Source organism: Snodgrassella sp. W8158 (assembly GCF_016100435.1).
GTDB classification, from domain to species: Bacteria; Pseudomonadota; Gammaproteobacteria; order Burkholderiales; family Neisseriaceae; genus Snodgrassella; species Snodgrassella alvi.
This window is the reverse complement of record NZ_JACFSM010000002.1, coordinates 457,361-479,353: the sequence shown is the minus strand read 5'-3', so window position 1 is coordinate 479,353 and position 21,993 is coordinate 457,361. Positions and strand designations below refer to the sequence as shown.

General features: G+C 39.2%; 14 protein-coding genes. All 14 read right to left on the bottom strand.

All coding sequences use genetic code 11. The features are described 5' to 3' along the window. Nucleotides 1-4: 4 nt before the first annotated feature. Nucleotides 5-745: a type VI secretion system lipoprotein TssJ gene (gene tssJ / locus H3V11_RS06615; RefSeq protein ID WP_100125645.1), complete on the bottom strand. Its 741-nt coding sequence runs from the start codon at nucleotides 743-745 to the stop codon at nucleotides 5-7. After that, on the bottom strand, nucleotides 746-1,708 hold the full coding sequence (locus H3V11_RS06610) for a type VI secretion system baseplate subunit TssG (protein WP_100125646.1): 963 nt from the start codon (nucleotides 1,706-1,708) through the stop codon (nucleotides 746-748). Then, nucleotides 1,705-3,465, bottom strand: coding sequence for a type VI secretion system baseplate subunit TssF (tssF, locus tag H3V11_RS06605; RefSeq protein WP_100153020.1), 1,761 nt, complete (start codon nucleotides 3,463-3,465; stop codon nucleotides 1,705-1,707). Before tssF ends, H3V11_RS06610 begins: the two co-directional genes overlap by 4 nt. Nucleotides 3,466-3,474: 9 nt before the next feature. After that, the gene (tssA, locus tag H3V11_RS06600) at nucleotides 3,475-5,052 is read right to left on the bottom strand and encodes a type VI secretion system protein TssA (protein WP_198206597.1); all 1,578 of its coding nucleotides are present in this window, start codon (nucleotides 5,050-5,052) and stop codon (nucleotides 3,475-3,477) included. Continuing rightward, a complete protein-coding gene (locus H3V11_RS06595; protein WP_198206598.1) occupies nucleotides 5,042-8,284 on the bottom strand; it encodes an ImcF-related family protein in 3,243 nt (1,080 codons plus the stop codon). The genes tssA and H3V11_RS06595 overlap by 11 nt, the downstream gene beginning before the upstream one ends. Before the next feature lie 21 nt (nucleotides 8,285-8,305). Then, a complete protein-coding gene (locus H3V11_RS06590) occupies nucleotides 8,306-9,427 on the bottom strand; it encodes a hypothetical protein (RefSeq protein ID WP_198223931.1) in 1,122 nt (373 codons plus the stop codon). Continuing rightward, nucleotides 9,414-10,052: a tetratricopeptide repeat protein gene (locus H3V11_RS06585; protein WP_025330509.1), complete on the bottom strand. Its 639-nt coding sequence runs from the start codon at nucleotides 10,050-10,052 to the stop codon at nucleotides 9,414-9,416. Before H3V11_RS06585 ends, H3V11_RS06590 begins: the two co-directional genes overlap by 14 nt. Before the next feature lie 13 nt (nucleotides 10,053-10,065). Beyond that, entirely contained in the window at nucleotides 10,066-10,839 is a 774-nt protein-coding gene (locus H3V11_RS06580) for a DUF4123 domain-containing protein (protein WP_078474588.1), read from the bottom strand. Between the two features lie 3 nt (nucleotides 10,840-10,842). Next, nucleotides 10,843-13,272, bottom strand: coding sequence for a type VI secretion system Vgr family protein (locus tag H3V11_RS06575; RefSeq protein WP_198223929.1), 2,430 nt, complete (start codon nucleotides 13,270-13,272; stop codon nucleotides 10,843-10,845). Nucleotides 13,273-13,808: 536 nt separating this feature from the next. After that, on the bottom strand, nucleotides 13,809-18,212 hold the full coding sequence (locus tag H3V11_RS06570) for a DUF2235 domain-containing protein (protein WP_198223927.1): 4,404 nt from the start codon (nucleotides 18,210-18,212) through the stop codon (nucleotides 13,809-13,811). Between the two features lie 23 nt (nucleotides 18,213-18,235). Further along, nucleotides 18,236-18,994 carry a DUF3304 domain-containing protein gene (locus H3V11_RS06565; RefSeq protein ID WP_078474591.1) on the bottom strand — a complete coding sequence of 253 codons (759 nt, stop codon included), beginning with the start codon at nucleotides 18,992-18,994 and terminating at the stop codon, nucleotides 18,236-18,238. 131 nt (nucleotides 18,995-19,125) lie between these two features. Next, nucleotides 19,126-19,878, bottom strand: coding sequence for a DUF3304 domain-containing protein (locus H3V11_RS06560; RefSeq protein ID WP_025330502.1), 753 nt, complete (start codon nucleotides 19,876-19,878; stop codon nucleotides 19,126-19,128). Between the two features lie 119 nt (nucleotides 19,879-19,997). Then, nucleotides 19,998-20,750 (bottom strand): DUF3304 domain-containing protein, encoded by a 753-nt coding sequence (locus H3V11_RS06555; RefSeq protein ID WP_198223925.1) that lies wholly within the window; start codon nucleotides 20,748-20,750, stop codon nucleotides 19,998-20,000. Between the two features lie 550 nt (nucleotides 20,751-21,300). Further along, entirely contained in the window at nucleotides 21,301-21,990 is a 690-nt protein-coding gene (narI, locus tag H3V11_RS06550) for a respiratory nitrate reductase subunit gamma (protein ID WP_078474593.1), read from the bottom strand. Nucleotides 21,991-21,993 lie beyond the last annotated feature (3 nt).

Below are 21,993 nucleotides of genomic sequence, written 5' to 3'. Positions count from 1 at the left end.
CACACTACTTCTTGACATCAGGTAATATTTTTTGCACCTTCTTCCCTATATTTTCCTGAGCTTTTTGTTTACCCTGCTGTTGCAATTTATCCAGCTGTTCCTGCATAGCCTGCTGAGCTTTTTTGGCCAACTCCTCCTGTTTTTTCTTTTCTTTTGATGCTTTTTTCTCCGCTTTCTCTGTTTTTTTCTGTGCTTTCTCTGCTTTTTTTTGCTGCTTAAGTAAATCCTTAACCTGTTTTTTAGATTTTAACTGAGCCTGAGCACCGTCCACCAGAATATAATTATTTCTAAATAATTTTAAATTATCTATAGGAATTAGTATTTTCCATGTTTTATTATCAGACTCTGGTTTATTAAAGAAAAACACTAATCCAAGATATTGTGTTTTACTATCTATATCTCCTTTTATATTCTGTGTATCAAAAGGATAAATCATACGTATATCTTTTTTTACCAGTTCGTCAGCAAGAGCATTGTCTGAATTAGTAAGTAAATCATAATAACTTGCCTGATTAAATAGATTATCACTATTTAACTGAAAGATTGCCATTCTGAAAGTATTTTGCTGTGAATTATCGGTCTGATTTAAAAGATGCGCAGAAACCACCATGAAATCATAATGATAATGTTTTAACTCAACTGCATCTTTACCTACCTTGCGTGCATCCTCATAGCCTTGTTGCAATAATCCACAACCAGATAATCCTGCTAGTAAAATTAATACAGCCAAGAAACGAAAATTCATCTATAACACTCCAAGAAAAATCGAAAATAGCATACCGGTTTCTGGCTGACCAGCAGTAACACCAGCTCTGAGTTGCTGGGGATTACTACCATTTAATTGTGCCTGTGGTAATAAGTCGGCATTGATTTTCGCTACCAGCTCTACATCCAGAGTACATCCCACATATTTCCTGATTAAGGTCTTCAAAACCGTTCTCAAAGGCTGATCTTCATAAAGTAAATTTAATATTGCATAATCATTAAGTTGTACAGATACTCTTATTCGGCTGTTGGCATCGTACAAAAAGCGGCCCAGCACTGCAGTATCAAAAGCTATTCCCTCACCTATGGATCGTTGCGGTACAGGATATCTAACAGCAATAAACTCATCTATAACTACTTCACTGGCGGCAGGAAGTACATAATGAACAATTTCTTTTAAACCAAAAATATTTTTATTTTTTTTATTTAAATTCTTTATAACACCAAGGTAATAACGCGGGTCAATATCTAATTTGCTCTTACCGTGAATTAATGTCAGAAATGCCTGAGAAAGACTATCTGAAGCATCAGGTTGAAACTGAAATTCATAATGAAAACGTTTCCATATCTGATAAAATATAGTCATCATACGGTGATGGAACATATCCAGAAAAGCTACTAGATTTTCCATACCATCTTTTTTTTCAGCACCTTCTGCTATCAACCAGTTTGGCATGACACCGTCAGTACCGATTAATCCCATGAAAGTAGTAAAGACTACTGGTAGCTTGTAATCATATACAGATTCAGGCAAAGCATGCTTTAATTCACTGGCAGGAAAACCAAGATAAGGCCATGCACAAAATTGCAGCGTCAGTTCACTATCACTCTGCAAATCAGGTACGCGTAAGTTAACCTGATGCGACTCCAGTAAATGACAAAACTGAAAAAAATTATAGGCTTCTGGCGCCAGCATTAATCGATTGAATAAACTGGCATTCATAAAATTTTTTCATCCACGCTTACTGGCCAGCTAAAAATCATTGCTTCTGGCTGCAATATGACATTTACCTTTATAGCCAGATTTAATTGTGCATAAGCTATTAAATAACAGTTCAGTACATAAGCAAATAAAGCAGCATCTGCTTCATTGATAAATCCGGTACTATCCAGTTCGATATCAATTACTAGGCATCTAATCATCATACCATGATGCATAATATGTTGAATTTCAGTTTGAACAGAGCTAATAGCTGCTATATTTTTTTCATTTGCTGCTGCTGTTGACCAGTTCAATAAGCGCAAGCTATTTTTCAGGGTGCCGGTATCTAAGGTAGCCAGATAATTATTACTCATCTCAAACAATAACTGCCATTGCTGATTTTTATAATCAGGCGGATAATGTAAAGCAGTAGGTATCATTACCATCTGAGCATTTTTTACGCCTAGCACAGGTGAATGCAGGCTTAGTATTTTATTATATTTAGTTATCTGACGAGGCAGATTACCATTAGCACCAAGAATACTGATAGAAAAAATCTCTTCTTCTCCGGATTGCATTTCACCACTAAAAGTAATGAAATTATCATATTTATTACCGATTCCCTGACGTGTACGGATATAATAATAAGGTCTGTCCTTTTCAAGAATACTTAGCTGACGTTTGCCGTGCTTAAACTCATTAAAGGGCAAATAATACTTTCTGTTACCACTTATCTGACTAAATGACTCCACTTCGGTAACCCCACACACAGTTACCTGATCTGGAACTGAAAACATAGGTGATAGCCTATACTCAGTATGCAAAGGAGAACGCACAACCGGTTCTGCCTCCAAATCAAACAGATTAATTACAGGTACACAAAACAATTTTAAATAATTGCGGTTAAATACCAGCTCCAGAGGAAAATCGCGATTTAAATGAAAATTTATCAATAATTCATGTTTATCATTATTGAAATCTTTTCCACTCAGATTATTTAATTGAAAAAAAAGAAACTTTTCTTTAAAGAGAAAATATTCCATCAATAAATTATGTTCATTTGCCTGATAGTTCTGCAACCATGTAACTGAATCATAATTAAAATTTGTTCGATGCAGTTTTATTTTATCGCTGATAATGTTTAAATTTTCATCAACAGTAATATGTGACAAATAATTTATTAAGTAATGATAAATACTCAGTCTGGTTTCTATTTCACCAACAAGATGAAATTTGAGGGAAAAATTATCCGGTAAGCGAATATTCTGACCCGCGTCTGTTTGACGTAGCTGCAAACGTAACTGAATAACTGATTGCCCGAGATCATTGTGAACAAGACGGAAATCATTTATTTCAACAGGATAAATATCAACTGATTGAGTTGTCCGGTACTCACACGATATACCTGTATCAGAATCAACAGCAGTCTGCAATATTAAACCTGCGGGAATATGCTGATCATTCGTATAAATCTCTTCATTTAACATTAATTGCACTATCGACATGGAGGCAATAGGCTGAAGATGATGTGGCCACAGCAATGCTAATGAGCTTTCAGTTAACTCAGGCATATCATCATCAATTTTTTGATACAATTTTGCAGTTAAAAAAGCAAATCCTTCAAATAGCCGCTCAACCATCGGATCCCGCTCAAGAGAATCCTGCATTTTTAAATACTGTGCTGCATCAGGATGAACCTCTGCAAAATCCTGTCCAGCCTCTTTCAGATAACGCATTTCCGCTTCATAATAACGCAGAATATTGTCTTTTTTTTCCATATTTTTCACTTACCTATACAATAATTGATGCGCCAGAAACGGATTGAGTAACACCAGTTCTTTTTTCAGCTCTTCAATTTGTCCAGCTATAAACTCTTTATTATTACCTTTGATAGTGATAAATTTTTGCTGTAAAAGCTTTAACAACTCTTGTTTGATCTGAAAAGTTAATTTTTTATTCCATTCAAATAATGGTTGTTGTGAAAAGGGCTGATTAAGCTTTTCCAGCAGAGATATTGCAAATTCTGTTTTGCCACTTTTAATAGCTAATCGGGCAAGTAAAAATTGTTTGTAGTATAACTGCTCAAGCCCTTCATCAAATTGCACAGTAGACAGCCATTCCATCGTTTTATCAAAACCCTGCTCTGCCAGAATGACAAATGCCTGTGCGTCAATATCTTCGGTTGATGTAAGCTTATTATCGGAAGACAATTGCATTTCTTCTACATTTTGCTGCTGAAAACGTGCATGAACTGCAATCCAGTCTAAAGCTTCACCGGAAGCAAAAGGATGATTATCATTAAAGGATAATGTTTCGAGTCCGGGTACACGGTTAAGCAGAAAAGCCATATCACTGCACAGCATATCAGCCCATACATTTGCTTCAGGTGCCAAATGCTGCATTGCATTCCAGCTCAGATATTGCAAATCAAGATAAAAGTGATTGGAAGCCTCCATAAAACCGGCATGGCATTGTTCTAATAATCCGTTCCACTCTTTACGCTGATACAATGTCTGTAAGCGATTTATCAGTTCCTGTCTCGGAGGAGGAATTTTTGTCAGTCCGTCCTGATGCAAAGGTAACTGCTCAAGCATATCCCATCGGAACTGACGCAATAATCTGTATGATGCATAGGGTTTCTGCTCTTTATCGGCAATGAACTGCCCTACAGTTTTCATTGTCTGCATCAAATCCTGAAAAGAACGTAAAATTACTTCATCATTATCAGTACTATTACTCTGGTTTGAATTATTATCAGTAGTTACTGAATCAGCTTGACTAATAGCTGCCTGAGTTTCACCAGCAGGCACAGGTAATAAGCTGAGTAAGCCATTGAGCTCATCTACTGTCGCTTCAAATTGTGCAGAAAAATTTTCCTGAATCAGCTCACATAATATGGTAATTACCTGATATTCGTTTGATGATAATGTACTTTGGCACAATAAAAATGCATCTTCCATTTTTGTGCCGCCCAGCCAGCGAAACATCGTTTTAATAAGGGTGATACGTTGGGGCTGAAAAGTAGGCGTATATATTGCCTGCATTCCATATATTAATAATAAACCTTTAATCAGTCCCTGAAAGGCTTCACGACGAAACAATACATAAGTCAGATATACAGCTACGCGAATATCTTTACCTACGTTCTGACAAAGATAATTAGCTGCGTCTTCAATTTTACTCAACTGAATATCGCTGACCTTTTCCAACTCCTGCCGGATATCCAGAAAAGAATCATGATGTGTAACATCTTCCGGTTCTCCCTCCACTGGAGCCAGAAGATATTCAATATTGTCCCATAAAGGTTTTATATCTTCATAGATTTTCCGCTTCTGGAGAACTTTCAGTGCTGCACTAATTTGCATTTTGATCCACCTTGAAAACCTGTTGCGGCAAACTTGCCCCTTTTAACTTCAATAATGTAATCAGGTCGTTAGTTTGTAAATTCTTCAGATTCATTTCTACAACCCTATTTTTTATTATCCACTTAAGATGATAAGTATCATCATCATTTTTACGTGCCTGAGCCTTTTCAAGTAAACGCAAAATACTCAAATCACCAACTACTTCAAGCTGAGCAGTCTTATCTGTCACATCAGACCACTGAATTGAAGCCTTTTTATCGGTACTATCACTAACAGACCAATTCACTTTATGCCAGAAAGATTTTTCATTATAAAATTGAATTTTCTGTTTATTAAAATTAAATGTAATCTGTTTAACTTCGGGAGTTGGCAATGGCATTATTTCAAAAGAAGCGGTATTTGAGCCATCTGAAACAAATTCTAGTAACTGATTTAATTCATTTAAACCAGTTACAAACTGATCATCAATCTGAACCTGATCCATTACAGCAGGATTAACAATCCACTGATTACCAACAAGATTCAAAATTTTATTTAAATATTGCTGATTAAACTGTGCAACAACACCCTTTTGCGGATCAATAAATTTCTGTAATTCAGGCAAAGAGACATCGAGATTGCTGGAAGGATTCAGTGGATAACGATTAGCAAAACGAGAATTCCATTGCGAAACCACCATCTGCTGCCACAATGCATTAATATTGTTTAAAGCCGGAAGCAAAATTGCTTTTTTAGCATCAGCAAAAGGATAAGTAAGTAAAGTGTGCCCGATATCCTGCCATTCCTCTCCCAGATTAGCTACTTGTAAGTTGATAGATTCTTCAGCTTTAGCCAGATTAGAACCATCATCACTATTCAAAATAGTATTGAAAGAAAGTTGTGAAGCAGAGGCCTGATTATTAGCTCCCTGAACTTTCTGTACTTCAAGATACATAGCCAGCAGATTTTCCTGATACTGATCCAGTTTACGGCTGGGTTGCTTATTCCTATCTTCAACTGTTTTAATCAAATCTACAATTGGTTCAAATTCCTGTAAAACTCCTTTGCCTTTTTCAGTCCGGTCTTCCGGATATCCGATACTGGCATTAAACTGAATGGCTGTTAGTAACTTAACAAGTACTGAATTCTTTTTATCTGAATATTTTTTCAAACGATCCATCTGTTTATTCAGACCAGTAACCGGTACCCACTGTATACCAGATAAAAATTTTGTCCATGCTTCAAAATAATCCTGCTTGTACAATGCCATTATCTGTTTACGGATATCCGTATTTTCGTTGCTTTGTTCAGACTCATTCAGCACCCATGAACCATTTTTAAAATGCTCAGGATTAAGTTTATCAATTTCCGGTTTAAACCATTCGTTCCATGCACGTGCAGTAAATGCACCATGCAATTTATTCTTATTTGTCCAGAATTGAGTGCTATCTTTGCCAGCCAGCTGCACTAAATCAATATCCCTATATTTTTCTAATGCAGAATCCAGCATATTCTGATAAATAACAACATCTTCCTGCTGCTGATTAACAATATTATTCAATACTCCCCGACTTTCTGCCACCAAAGCAGAATCTTCATTCAGAAACCAGCTTCGATGTTTCATCATATTCCGGGTATAAAATCTGAATATATTCTGAGCAGCATCGGCTTTTTGTAAGCCTTGTGTCCGATACAGGCGTGATAAATAATCACTTAGAAAAATATTATCCAGACGTTTAGGTCGACGTAACATTAAATATGCTTTCAGAGCATTAAAACCTTCGTCCAAAGCAACTGCATTACTGGTTTGTTCTGCAATTTTCTCTGTTTCCGCCGCATTTGTTTCAATTACGTTAGGTAAAGTCTGAAGCTGCTGTAAAGAACTCAGAACCAGAATAATCTGTTGATCAGCGGGTTTTATCAGCCATTTTTTTGCAGCCTTACCATAAGTTACAAATGCTTTATTCAGCAAAATATCATCATGATTGAATCCAAGACGACGGTAAAATGGTTTCGGAACATTATTTATCAATGCAATATGATGTTGTAAACTGAGTATAGAATTAATCGCATTGTTGCTGCCCGAAGATTTATTCACGCTGGTGATTTGGTTTCGGAATGACTGTGCCTGCCTGTAATTACTGGTAAAAGCATACAGAATCATTAAAAAGGTTACAGTACAGATTACCAGACCAGCTTTGGCCAGTCGCTGAGTAGCGGGCTGTAGAATCAATTTAGCAGGTTGCTGATTTAACTGCTCTGCCACCATCGCCCATGTTTCCCACCAGTTACTCTGTTTAGCCTGTATAGCCATACCAGTAAACCAGGGTTGCTGCTGTTCAGAATAATTTTCAGCCGGATTTAATTTAGTAATAGCAATGGTATCAATCAGAGACAAAAACTGTCTGTCCCGGCTTTTTAAAAAAGCCTGAATAAATAAATCCTCAGCTTTAATTTTGATATCTGAAACAATATTTTCTGTTGGCAATGACCAGGTAAAAACCTGATTAAGAGGAAATTTATTTAAATCAATCTCACTTTGAAAGACATGGATAAACGGAATTTTCCAGTTTAACAGCTGATAAAATTTTTCCAGCCAGACTGAAGTAGTATCGTGAGTAACCGGAGTTTTGTTACTTTTCATATCACGCAATATTATTAATCCATCAAAAGGACAATGATATTTGCCGCGAAAAGCCGGTATGGATTCAATTTCATCCACATCATTAATCAATACCAGATAAACATTGTCAACCTGTACCCACCCTGTACGCTGTAGCTGCTCACTCACGTCGCTGAAAGCATCCGGTTCACCATGTACTGCAAGAATATAACAGCGATTTAAAATAGATAAAGGATATTTCTGATCCAAATAATTCTGAAAAGCCACCAAATTCTGCTGTGCAGGACTTTCACGTGTATATTTCGAACGCTCAATAAAGCGGATTGTCCGTTCCTGCCCGTCAATAACCACAAAAATACGCCAGAATAATGGCAGTATAATGCAGAGAAATAAACCGGCCAGTGCCAGTATTATCAAATGAAATTTATGATTTTGCAGCCATTTTTTATCATAATACCAATATAAAAATGCAGTTAATCCGCAGATAAGTATCAACCAGAGGAAACTGCATAATAACCATAATTTGAGAATTTTAGGGCGCTGGGTAATTTTCTGATTCACCTGCGCTAATTTGGATAATTGGCTATTTACACGTGAACTGAATTGTCTTAACGGGTTCCACCTTAACATAAACGCGCCTGTAATTGAATTTTACTTAACCTGGGAAACAGGTATTATCTTTTCTTTATGATTAAATAGTACTACATAGGAATGTTTATGCGCCTGATAAACTGCCAGCAGCAATTGCATCCAGTCACTCGTATACTGTAATTTTTGAAAAAAATCCGGTTTATCTATACTATACGGCAAGATTTCATAATCTTTTGCAGTTAAATCTTCAGTCAATTCTTTTATTTCCGGCTGAGTTACTTCTTGTGCATGGCTTTCAATCTGGAAACCAGAAACTTTTTCAGTCATGGCTGTAAAAAAATAATCCTGATCCATACGCCACATTTGTGTATCAAAAGCTCGCTGTATTTTTGCTATTTTTCCTTTTCGGGCAAAAATCATTGCCAGATACAATTCAAACTCAGGCTGGCACTCAAACCCGAGTAATAGAATTTTTTGATAAAGTTCTTCCTGAAAACGGTCAATAATCCAGTTTAAATCCTCAAACTTAACATAATAATCCGGTACCGCCGGACAATATCCGCCTTCAGCAATAACAAGCTCCCTAAATACCAGCCAGCTTTCTCTGTCTGCTGCCCATAGCCATAAATACTGTGTATATTGTTCAGTAAAATATTCTTTTGAAGATAATATCTGAACCAGTTGTGATAAAACAATATGCAAACGGTCAGAATAAACAGAAGAATTGCTCTGAACCGGTATTTCCATACTCATTGATTCAAATACAGATTTCTGCCGCTCTTCTGGAGACAGTCCTAGATATGTATAAAAATCGGAAGCATGATTTAACTGGCCGCAGTGCAATATTACCTCTTCCAGTACCATATATTCCGACCAGTACTTTTGATTATTCAAAATTTTTTCATTATAAACAAACTGATTATTACGCTGGTAAATTAACCATAACTGATACCAGATACAGCGCACCAGCAGAAGTAAAGTTACTAATACCACTGCCGGCATTACAGATATCATCCACTTTTGCCAGTGTACTGTGATTTCCAGTCCGAAATGGGTAATAATTGAATCTGCATATTTTTTATTAATACCAATTGCCAAAGCATATAAGGCCAGCCACGCAAGCCAGCGAACTGGTCTTGGCGGCAGCCATGTAGTCTGACGTTGTATACTATTCGTAATCATGCCAGCCTAAATAATCTAACATAATATCCATAGGCGGTTTTTTACTCTTTACCTGATGCAGGGCTTTAAAAACCACTTTACCCTGCTCAATTTCCGCTTTGGTCATTTTGGTTTCAACTACAGCAAGATTATGCGGTGCTTCTCTGTCTTTAAGAATTGCAGCACTGGCAAACAAAGCCCATGCAACAGAAATATTTTTAGGCAGAATTTCGCCATTAAGGGCCATCACCCCCAGATTGTTCATGGATTTGCCGTCACCTCTGTTCAGACCATTAAAATAATAGCCCATCGCCTTGCCCCAATCCTTTTTTACACCTAATCCGCGCTCATACAATACGGCGAGATTACCATTGGCTTTTACATTGCCTTTTTTTACAGCCTGTTCATAATATTTTGCTGCGGTAGCATAATCCTGCGGTACACCCAAACCCATTTCATACAGCGTACCCAAACTGTTATATGCCCGTGCATCATCATTTTCATTAATGGCTTTCTGAAATAAAACTAAGGCTTTATCATATTGCCGGTTTTGAGCAGCAGCAGCGGCATCATCATATGTACCCGCCCAGGCCATTTGTATCAAAGCAAAGCATAAACAAAATGCTGTCAATATACGTCGTAACATCTTTCAGCCTTTCCTATATAATTTTCTGCAAATTATTCCTAAAAAACTGAACACGTTCTTCCTGGCTTAAAATCAATCTGGTATCAGCTTCCGCAGCAAGGACATATAGCTGGTTAATTAACATCCTTTCACCGCCATACTCATCTGCATCCAAAGCAATACCATAATTACGCCGGTAATTATATGCATCAGCCCATAACAACAAAGTATCATACTGTTTTTCAGTAAAAACAAAACCATTTACATCAAATTCATTCTGATCACACTGCGGATAATCGGCCTGATAAATTACCCACTCTCCGGAATCATCAACAAAAAACCAGCGCAACATATATTGATGCAGCCAGTTTTTTTGTGAATTTGTTAACACCATGTTAACCGGATCAAACATATCTGGTGCATAAAATCGAAGTAATCCCTCTTTTTTACCCCATTTCACTTGCATGGCACGGCGAAGATGAACTTCTAAGGTACCAAAAGGATAGTTGCTGTTGAAAGCCAGCAAGCGATTATTCATATGAGTAATTTCACATATTTTTTCCAGTATTTCCCGATGGTTTTCATTCCTGATATCAAGTGCCAGCAACAGCGGCCCTTCTTCCTTGATATGAGATTCGGGTGTTTGCTCAAATAGCAGAGAATACTGCAATGCCGGCTGCCAGTTTTCTATGGCAGCCAGAAGAGGATAGTCACAAGTACATAAATCGATAATCAGAAAAAGAGTTTTCTCATCAGTCTCATTAGTAAAATTGATAAATTGTGCCAGCACGTCACGATAAGTATTCATTGATTATCTCTCTACAATGCCAACACCTTGTGCACGTGCCTTGCGCAAGCACTCAAGACAAACTGAACCAGGTAATTCCGGTAACGGGAAATTACCGCCCTGTGGCCCCTGAAACTGATGATTACCTTTATATTCAATCGGACCGGGGCTATACAGGCTGATTTTTCCACCTTTAATTTCTATATAAGCACCACCGCTGGCCAGCTTGATACCGCTTTTTGCATTAACCAGTACCTCATCACCTACAGACTGAACAGAGATTTTTTTCGCCGCAGTAATTTCCACTGCGCTACCATGTGAAGCCAGACGCGCAGTTTTCTTACCGGCTACCAGATTTAAATCTTCTGTCTGAGCCAATACCTGTACAGATTTGACGGCAGTTTGTGTAATGTTTTCACCGGCACCGGTAAATACATCTTTACCCGCCTGCTGATGAATATCCTGACCAACACTGTTAAGAATAGATTTTGGTGAAACCTGCGCCATTCCGGCGACTGCACTGGTTAAAATAACCGGTTTTTCCAGATAAGCACAGTTTTCACCTAAATCAGATAATGTCTCTAGTCTGGGTTTGAGTGAAGTATGCTTGGCTGTCACGTCGGCAAGATGACTGGCCTGACTGAGTGCACCTTCAATTTCTTTGACTGCTACCGTACGATCCATTTGCATGCCGTTGGCGGCAGCCTGATTTTCAGTAGTCAGATATAATGCTCGTGCTGAACGCAAAGCTCCCCAGCCATCAGTTCGCAGCTCAAAACCTTCTCCACGCTTATCCCGTCCGCTGTCTACCAGATGCCCCAGATTAAGCTGGGTTTTATGGTACTCAGTAGCCATTTTGATATGTTCATGACCGCTGAGGTCTTCCATGCGGATTTTATTATTTGCCCAGGTACGAATTACATTACGGGTACGCCATGTATTAGGAACATGGTCCGGCTGAGTGCTGGTATGCAAAACGCCAATAATATACGGCCGGTCGGGATCACCGTTCTGAAAAGCCAGCTGTACTTCTGTACCTACGTGCAGCGGGAAATGCTGCCCGTACTGCCCGCCCGCATAAGGCTTAGCCAGACGGATGGGTCTGCTTTCACCACCCGGCTGCCAGCCATCCATATCCAGATTAAACTTAACGATGTAACGCCCCATCTCATCAACCCATGCATACGGCCCCTGGCCGGCATCACAGATGGTTCCCGGTATCGTTCCGTCTATAATCGGGTGTTTAATCGGCTCCGGACGCCACTGGCTGTCTGAGGGTATAGCGGAGAATGAATTAATGTAATCTTCATCGCGCGCACCAGAATGATGAACACTGACCAGCAGCCACTGACGAATATTGCCTACTCTGGCATCAGAGGAAAATCCCATGGTAAAACCGGGAGCAAAGCTCTGAACATTACTTTTACCAGTGGCCAGAATATGGCGGGATACAGAATGCTCATGCAGAATTCGGGCATATTCCTGCGCCTGCCCGCTATCTTTATGATGAAAAAATCCGTAGATATAAGGCTGACCAAATGCTGCAGGCTGCTGCTCATTAAAGCCGGCTTTGCCTAGCAGACTGTTATTAGCATCCCGATAGTTATAATCTTTAATCTGTACACTTTCATACTGAGCTTTATAGCGAACATGAAATTCGGATACAGAATATTTTGCCATCAGCCCCTGCATTAATTGCTGTTTCAAATTATCCTTGATACCCTGTGCCGTAGCATTCACATCAAATGAGAGCTGCGCTTCCAGTTTGCTTTCCAGCCCCTCCAGATCACTTTCTAAACCAGCATCCGGTTTGAATGGTAATGCCTGCTGCCGCAGCTGAATATAATGGCTTACATCATCAGCTACAGAAATTACTTCATTGGAAGCTGTCTGTGTAAAGGTAAACCATAATCCTTCACGAGCCAGTACACGCTTGATAAATGCATAATCGGTTTCCCGATACTGCATGCGATGTTCATAGCGCGGTAACGAACGGGATGATTTCAGCAGAAAATCTTCACTGGCAAAACCATGATGACGCAGAATTTTCTCAACAATACTCAGTGCCGTCTCATTCTGAAACAGCCTTGTGGTAGTAATACGGTTCAGTAAAGCCAGGCGGGGCACAATAGTAAATCGATAGCAGGTTTCATCAGCACTGGTTGCTATTTGTTCCGCACTCTGAATAACACCATGCCAGCGCCGGTTGTCAGAATCATCGAGCTGCTGCCGGGATACCTGCATCACTCCGCTCCAGTCAATATCCGGAGCCATCTCAAACATTACACGCTGATGAATAAAATTTTCCAGAGGTAAGTCAGCAGCCATATGCGTTGCTTCAAGCTGTAACACGTAATAATCATCCAGCTTTTCTTCCAGATTGAATCTTCGCACCGAAAACTGGTCAAAATTAGCCAGATTTGCGTTCAGTTTCAGATAATAACGCTGTTGCATTTAATCACCCTTTATTAAACCTTTATACATGACTGACAGTTCTGCTTCCGTATCAGCCGATATAGTGCTGATACGGAAAAATATTCCCGCATACAGGTTGCTGGCTACAAAATTTAAAAAACCAATACAATTTAAAATATATATTTACTCAATTTATATACAGTCCAGTCTGCCGTATACTGCCAACTATATTCCCGCATAAAATTTAAAAGCAAAACAAAAATATAATATCAGATTCAATCTACACTTGTTCACAGATTCGGTTAGTTTTCACAGCAGCCAGCCAAATCCGATTTGAATCTGAAATTACTTTTCAGGATTATAAGATGTAAATATTTTTGAAATTTACATATAACTGATTTAATAATTTTAACACAAAAATACTTATTTTATATATAAATCAACTTTTCAGTTATTTGTGCAACACTATTCATCATTTTTGCTTTTTATGATTCAAAACCAAATCAGATAATATACTTTCACCTTTGCACAGTTTTATCAGACCGGCAGAGAAATAATCATGCCGGTCGTAAGCCTCAGACAAGCCAGCTTTCCAGCACTTTGGCCATTAGCTGCAAACGGTATTTCGGTAATGATTGCAATTCAGCCGGAACATTTCCGCTGCGCAGTTGCTGTACCAGCTGAATAATTTCTGTCTGGCTGCGGTTAGCAATATTTTCCGGTAAGAATTCATTCAGCTCCAGATCCGACATTCCCATACTGCTTAGTGTGGTTTTGCTGATGTTATTTACTACTTGATCAGCAATATCACCCTGCGCATTTCGATAAAAAACCTGTGCAAGCGTCTGCGGATCATTGACGCCATTGTGCATAAGCGATACGGTAGCCTGAGTCTGCTGCAGCAGATTTTGCTGATATTGGGCAATCTGATTACTCAGGTAATCTGCCATAGATTGCGGATTAATATCCGCCAGTTGCTGTTGCGCCGGTAATACATTTACCGGACTGCCATTCGGAACCGTTATATTTCCGGCTTGTATGGCATTTTGAGCTCCATTTAAAGCCTGACGGGCTTTATCCAGATTACTGAGATTGTTTAGATTTAATCCATTCACCAGTTGCGGATCAAGCTGTTTGAGTAATTCCTGAGCATGCTCCAGCGCACTGGCGTCCCCGCTACTACCCGACGATTCCAGTAATGATTGCAGCTGATTAATATTTTTATCAATTTTGCTAATCATTGTATTTAGCTGTTGTTCAAGCTGAGCGGCTGTTTCGGCACCGCCAGCCTCGGCCTCATTGGCTTGTGCTTCGCTTGCCTTAGCCATTGCTGCTGCCTGGCTTTGTGTTAATTCAGCCTGTTTCTTTTGTTTTTCAGCTTCGGCAGCTGCTTTAAGCGCAGCCTTTTGTTCCTCCAGCAGCTGGCGAATCTGCTGTAGATTTTTTATTGTTTCATCGCCATATTTTGCTATTTCCTGAGTAATCTTATCTGCAAAATCACGTCCATTCCATTCAGTTAGTTTTTCATGGGCTTCTTTTATTTTCTGAATTGATTGCTGCGAATTCTGATACAGATTATAAATATTTTTAATATTTTTACCGTTAAGTATAATTTTTCCGGTATCAGGATTGACTGCAATCGCATCAAATCCGTTAATCAGTGCTTCATATGCTTTGCGTTCATTTTCTGTTACAAAAAATTCAGGGTTATTGAGTCCTAACAAAATATAGGCCGGATTACCATAGCGGATAGACATATAAGCACTGCGAGCAAGACCGGCGATACCAATAAGATTATTCTGCAACATTAGCGGTGTAATCTGTTTATTAGACGTTGAACCACTGAATACAAGCCGGTGTGCAAAATAACTGGTAAATGGTTCACGGTCATTCAATATTGAATGCATGTATTTGGCACGCGAATCATGAATCTGTTCGTCAAACAGCGTAACTATTTTTCCGAATGTTTTGGAATACTGCTCCGGTGTTTTTTTAATTTTATCCATTAATACCGTTACATCACGCTTATCTTTGCTATTAAGCCGTTCCCAGACGCTGGATAAAATTGCCAGAGCATTATCCTTGCCGGATACCTTTTCCGGCTTTTTGCCAGACTTATCTTTTGCGGCTTCTGCTTTTTTCTTACCCTTATTAATTTTATCTTTTACTCTGTCTAATATAATGCCTGTAGCTACAGCGCCAATATCCAGATTTTCAAACAGCCCGTCAAAAATAGAACCAGACTTATCCTTTTTATTAGATGATACTATCGGCGGTGTTGCTCCCGTTGCTACCGGATCACCTTCAAATCCATCATCCTGAGAAGGAGGCGGAGGCGGAGCTTTTTTTTCATTTTTTGCCGGATCTCCAAAATAAAGCTTATCGCCTTCTTCATGTATATTTTTAAACTCAGCCGCCTCATCTACATTATTGAGCATATAAATACTGCCGGCAAAAGTTTTCATTAAGAATCCTAATGACAGGAAAGATTCAAAACGAAACTCATGCAGATAATCTGCTTTGAATTCTTTGGCACTTTCCAGCATATCCCAACCATCATTCACCGGATCATAATTTTTATTAATCATGCCATTTAAAAAATCATCGCGTTTTTCTGCCGGTATGTCTCCCAAACCGGCCTGCTGCCATAATTTATCATCATCTGCAATTGAATCAGATGATGCCGGCACTAAACCACCGGAGGCATTAGAAAGTTTTTCATTTGCCTCTTTGCGCCCCTGAGCAATGATTTTTTCCCGTGCGCTAACCTGTTCAGCATCTTCTTTTTCTCCGGCAGATCCTTTTTTGCGTGTAATGGCCAGCCCCAGAAATGTAGCATAACCATCTATTCCGTCTTTAACCCAGCGCAGAATCCGCCAGGCCGTAATATGATGAACCTGCTTCTGCAAACTCTTCGTGATATTGTCGAGAACAGTTGTTTCCAGCCAGGCATTAAACCGCTCTACCATTTCAGGTTGTGTGTCAAATTCCTTAATAGTATTTTTATTCATTTTCTCATAACGTTTAAGCTGAAATTTTGGCTTTTTTTTCATTTGAGAACTTAAACTTGGATGCTCTGCCCAAACTTGTAAAGGCATGCCATGCTGCCAGCAGCGTTTATACATATCATGCAAAGTTATCTGAGCTACTACATGCCCCATACCAAAGTTACTTTTAAACTGTGCACCCGGCGGATAGCCGCCGCCTATATCCGCATGGACACCAGGATAAGTATACTCACGAAACTCAGCGCCGCCACCACGCGGATAACCGCCGTCAATACAGATACTTTCAACGGAAAAACTTCTGCGCTGTTCATGCCCGGCCACAAAGTGATAGCAGCTTTTTACAAAGCGCGCAGCCGCTGCCTGTTCCAAAGACATGGTGCCATGCGCCCAGCCAAAATGACCACTAATCAAGGAAGTTAGCGGAGACATACCTACATTGGCTACCGTATCGAACAAACCAGCCATTTCGATATAGATCGGGATACCTCTAAGCTTAAGATAGATAAATTCAGGTTTAGGTTCAGTCTTCTTATCATCCTTGCGATTGGCATTGATATTGGCAGACTGATTCAGACTGGCCGTGGTATTGGCTCCGTTAACCGGACCGCTGTTGTTTGAATTTTTATTCGTACCATTATTATTGTTTTGCTGATTACCCGTATTATTGCCCGGGGCTTTAGGCGGCGCTGACTGCGACCCTTGTCCCGGCTTGGCTCCGTTCTGTGTTGTATTCTGTTTAACGCCACTGCTAGCCGCTTTTTCCTGTTCTATCGCCTGCTTTTGAGCTTCTGCCTTTGCTTCCGGATATTTACGATAGTACTCGCGTAATTCTTTTCGTTGCTGGCGACGCTGTTCCATCAATTTTTCCAGCTGTTTTTTTGCATCGGCATTCTCCGGACGCTCCAGCAAGTATTCCAGCAGCCAGTTAATAAAAGTACGCCCCTCAGCCGCTCCGCGTGAAAATCCGATTACATACAGTTTGATTGCCTGTGGTAATGGCTGATTACTGTTGGCAAAAACCAGCGATTCTATATACTCATCAAGCTGGTTTTTACGGCCAATTTTTGAATCCATGCCTTTAATCATTTTTTGCGCTGTTGTTAATAATAAAGGCTTTTCATTAAAAACTTTACATAGACCTAGTGTGGCGCATAAGCGTGTCAGTGCCCAGTTAATCCGCGACTGCCCATAGCGTGCAAACATCTCACCACTGAAACCCGGATCCAAATCACCGATTTCTTCAAAACGCGTTCCCACGCCCTGAATATAATGTTTAAACCAACCATTTTCTATCATAGGCGAACTATAGCTAACCTCACCCGGTGTTCCTCCTGCTCCCATACAGGCATGGAATAAACGTGCTACATTACTGGTACGAGGATAGGTATACGCAGCTATCATTTTGGCTTGCGGTGCTGCTTTTTCCTGTTTTTTCAGTTCATCTTCAGTAGGTGCTTCGGCACCGCTGACTACTTTATCTGCCTTTTCATGATTATTGGTACCATCAAAGAAAAAACTGATTTTAATGATTTTCTGGCACGGCTTGTCCTCTTTAGGACCCTTATAAAAGCAATCACCTCTATTTTCCTGAATTACCTCAATTGAAGCCGGCAGGCGCCCGCCCGGCTCAGTTGGAAAAACCTGTGGCTTATGCATAACCGGCCAGTCAAAATCAATATCTTTCAATGGTGGTAACTCATCCAGTACCCCTTGAACTGCATCTATGCCTTTTTGAGCTATCTCACCTATACCTGTGCCAATCTCTCCTATTTTTTTACCGGCTTTATTAATTACTTTTCCGATAGCACTGGGTTTATCATTCGGGTCGTCGGTATTGACTTCGGGACGGTTTAAACCAAATATATCTTCTACCATATGTCCCAAATTAAACTGCTTATCGATATTTGAAGATTTAGAGCTGCCATTGGCTTTTGGTTTACTATCATCAGGCTGTTTTGCATTATCAGTCATAATAATCTCCCTTATTAATAAAATTATTGTACTTTACTGCCACTTACCGGTAATTTGCCTTCTGCTTCCAGTTGCTTGATATAACGCGGTAAGATTACCTGCGGAATATTTTTACGTTCCGCTTTCACTGCATCCATTCTGGCTTTGTTGCGGCGATAATCTGCCATCGATTTAACTACTGGGCGTGGCGTACACAATTTCTGGCTTTCGGCAAACAGTTTGTAATGCATTGGTGTATTACGACCTTCTTCTATCGTCCCATATGTAATAAATATCTGATTACAAGCTAGAAAATGTACCGTAATATTTGCTACTTTACCAAAATCATCACCGGCTGATGGCGGTGGTGGTGGTAAGGGTATTTCAGTAGAATAATATTCATCATATCTATCTATAATATTTATTTGATTATGATCAAAATTCATTCCAGATGTATTTAATGCTTTTGGTCTCCAATCAGGATAAGGTATGACTTTCCAATTAATTTTCATAGTCATTCCTGGTGTCCATTTTGCTTTTAGTGCCGCTGCGCCACAGGTAGCTCCTCCTCCATAGCGTTTTTTACCAACCTCATAAATATCAACACCTGGTGTACCCGGAATACATCCTCCACCAATACTTCCACCATCCATATCTTCATAATTGTATCCATAAGACTCAACAGGTGCTGCATAAGTACGATTTTTACCTGAAGTTATGCCGACAAAGGGTTCGAAATGGCTGGTACAACCAGTTAATTCGATTGCTGCCAGCATCGCCAGCCACATCCATGTTTTTTTCATCTCTTCTGCCTTTCTTGTATTTATATATTTATAGTTATTGCTGACTTTTTAAAATTCTATCTACCTATATCCTATTATTATAAAAATGATTTAACTTTGTTTATTGTCAATATTTATTTGATTATGAATCTTTATTTAGAAGTAGTTACCGGCAATTTGCCTTCTGCTTCTAGCTGTTTGATATAACGCGGTAAGATTACCTGCGGAATATTTTTACGTTCCGCTTTCACTGCATCCATTCTGGCTTTGTTGCGGCGATAATCTGCCATCGATTTAACACTTGGGCGTGGCGTACACAATTTCTGGCTTTCGGCAAACAGTTTGTAATGCATTGGTGTATTACGACCTTCTTCTATCGTCCCATAAGTGATAAATAACTGATTGCAAGCAAGAAAATGTACCGTAATATTTGCTACTTTACCAAAATCATCTCCGGCTGAAGGTGGTGGCGGTGGTAAGGGTATTTCTGCTGAATAATATTCATCATACTGATCAATTATTTGTACTTCTTTTTTATCTATATTTACTCCTGCAGTATTTAACATATGCGGTTTCCATCCCGGATAAGGTAAAACTTCCCATTCTATTTTCATAGTCATACCCGGTGTCCATTTTGCTCTTAGTGCTGCTGCACCACAGGTAGCTCCTCCTCCATAGCGTCTTTTACCAACTTCATAATCATCAACACCTGGTGTACCCGGAATACATCCTCCTCCGATACTACCCCCGCTCATATTTTCATAATTGTATTCATAGGCTTCAACAGGTGCTGCATAGGTACGGTTTTTACCTGAGGTTATGCCTACAAAAGGTTCGAAATGATTGGAACAACCCATTAATTCGATTGCTGCCAGCATCGCCAGCCATATCCATGTTTTTTTCATCTCTTCTGCCTTTCTTGTATTTATAGTTATTACTGACTTTTAAATTTCTATCTACCTATATCCTGTTATTAATATGAATTAATTTTGTTTATTGTTAATATTTATTTGATTATGAATCTCTATTTATGTGTCGTTACCGGCAATTTACCTTCTGCTTCCAGTTGCTTGATATAACGCGGTAAGATTACCTGCGGAATATTTTCACGTTCCGCTTTCACTGCATCCATTCTGGCTTTGTTACGGCGATAATCTGCCATCGATTTAACTACTGGGCGTGGCGTACACAATTTCTGGCTTTCGGCAAACAGTTTGTAATGCATTGGTGTATTACGACCTTCTTCTATCGTGCCATATGTAATAAATATCTGATTACAAGCTAGAAAATGTACCGTAATATTTGCTACTTTACCAAAATCATCACCGGCTGATGGCGGTGGTGGCGGTAAGGGTATTTCTGCTGAATAATATTCATCATATTGATGAATATTATTAGCTTCTGCACGATCAACATTTACTCCGGCTGTATTTAAAATTCTCGCTTGCCAGCCCGGATAAGGTAATATTTTCCAATGAATCTTCATAGTCATACCCGGTGTCCATTTTGCTCTTAATGCTGCTGCACCACAGGTAGCTCCTCCTCCATAGCGTCTTTTACCAACTTCATAATAATCAACACCTGGTGTACCCGGAATACATCCTCCTCCGATACTACCCCCGCTCATATTTTCATAATTGTATTCATAGGCTTCAACAGGTGCTGCATACATGCGGTTTTTACCTGAGGTTATGCCGACAAAAGGTTCGAAATGGCTGGTACAACCCATTAATTCGATTGCTGCCAGCATTGCCAGCCATGCCCATGTTTTTTTCATCACCCTAACCTTTTTGATATTTATAGTTATTGTTGAATTGTACAAATCTTATCTATCAATATCCTATTATTATAAAAATGAATTAACTTTGTTTTTCGTCAATATTTATTTTATTAATCTTTATTTATATGTCGTTACCGGCAATTTTTTCAAGCTGACAGATATCACGCAGTAAGATTACTTGCAGAATATTTTTACGCTGTGTTTTCAATGCATCCGTTCTGGCTTTATTGCGACGATAATCTGCTATTGATTTAATGACTGGGTGTAGCTGACACCGATACTCACGTTGCTGAAATTATATGGTCAAATGATTCTTTTGCGAGTAAGTTTATTTCAGGCGGAAATGTTGATTTAGTAATTCTATCCACCAGTTTAAAAAAATATAGGTAAATTTTAATAATAGTAAGAAGACAGGAAAAACCAAAGATTTTCTGAAAATGAAATTTAAGCTGTAGAGGCAAATGAGCAGGTTAAATTTTAGATTGATTTTTAAATTATAAAAAAGGCAGTACTGAACACCAGTACTGCCTTTTTTTTTAGAAACTATTTAATAACGTCTGCTTCTGACCAGCTGTGCTTTACGCTTCAGATAGACTAAAGTACCAAATCCGCTCCAGATATGCACCAGACGGGTAAATGGAAAGATTACAAATACACTCATACCCATAAAGAGGTGTAATTTAAAAATCGGGCTGACATGCGCAATAATATCCGCTGCACCGCCTCTGAATGTCACAATATGCTGAGCCCACTGCATAAGACTAATCATTTCTGCTCCGTCCAGATGATGAGCGGAAACATGGATAGTACCCAGCCCCAGACAAAGCGTAATCAGCAACCAGATTAATACCAGTTTGTCGCGCCAGCTACTGTTGGCCAGTAAACGTGCACAGCTGAAACGCCGGTAAATAAGCATCAGTAATCCGATTAAAGCAAGGGTACCCATTATTCCGCCGGCAATCATTGCTGTCAGTTGCTTGGCTTCATGAGTAACACCAAGTGTATCCCAAACTACTACAGGCGTAAGCAAACCGACCAGATGTCCGAAAAACAGTCCGAGTACACCAATATGGAACAGGATATTGCCAATTCGCAGCAGACGCGGATAAAGCAGCTGGCTTGATTCAGACTTCCATGAATACTGATTAGTATCAAAACGAATCAAACTGCCCAGAAAAAAAATACTGGCGGCAATATAAGGAAAAATGCCGAAAATAAATTGATTAAGGTAATACATGCT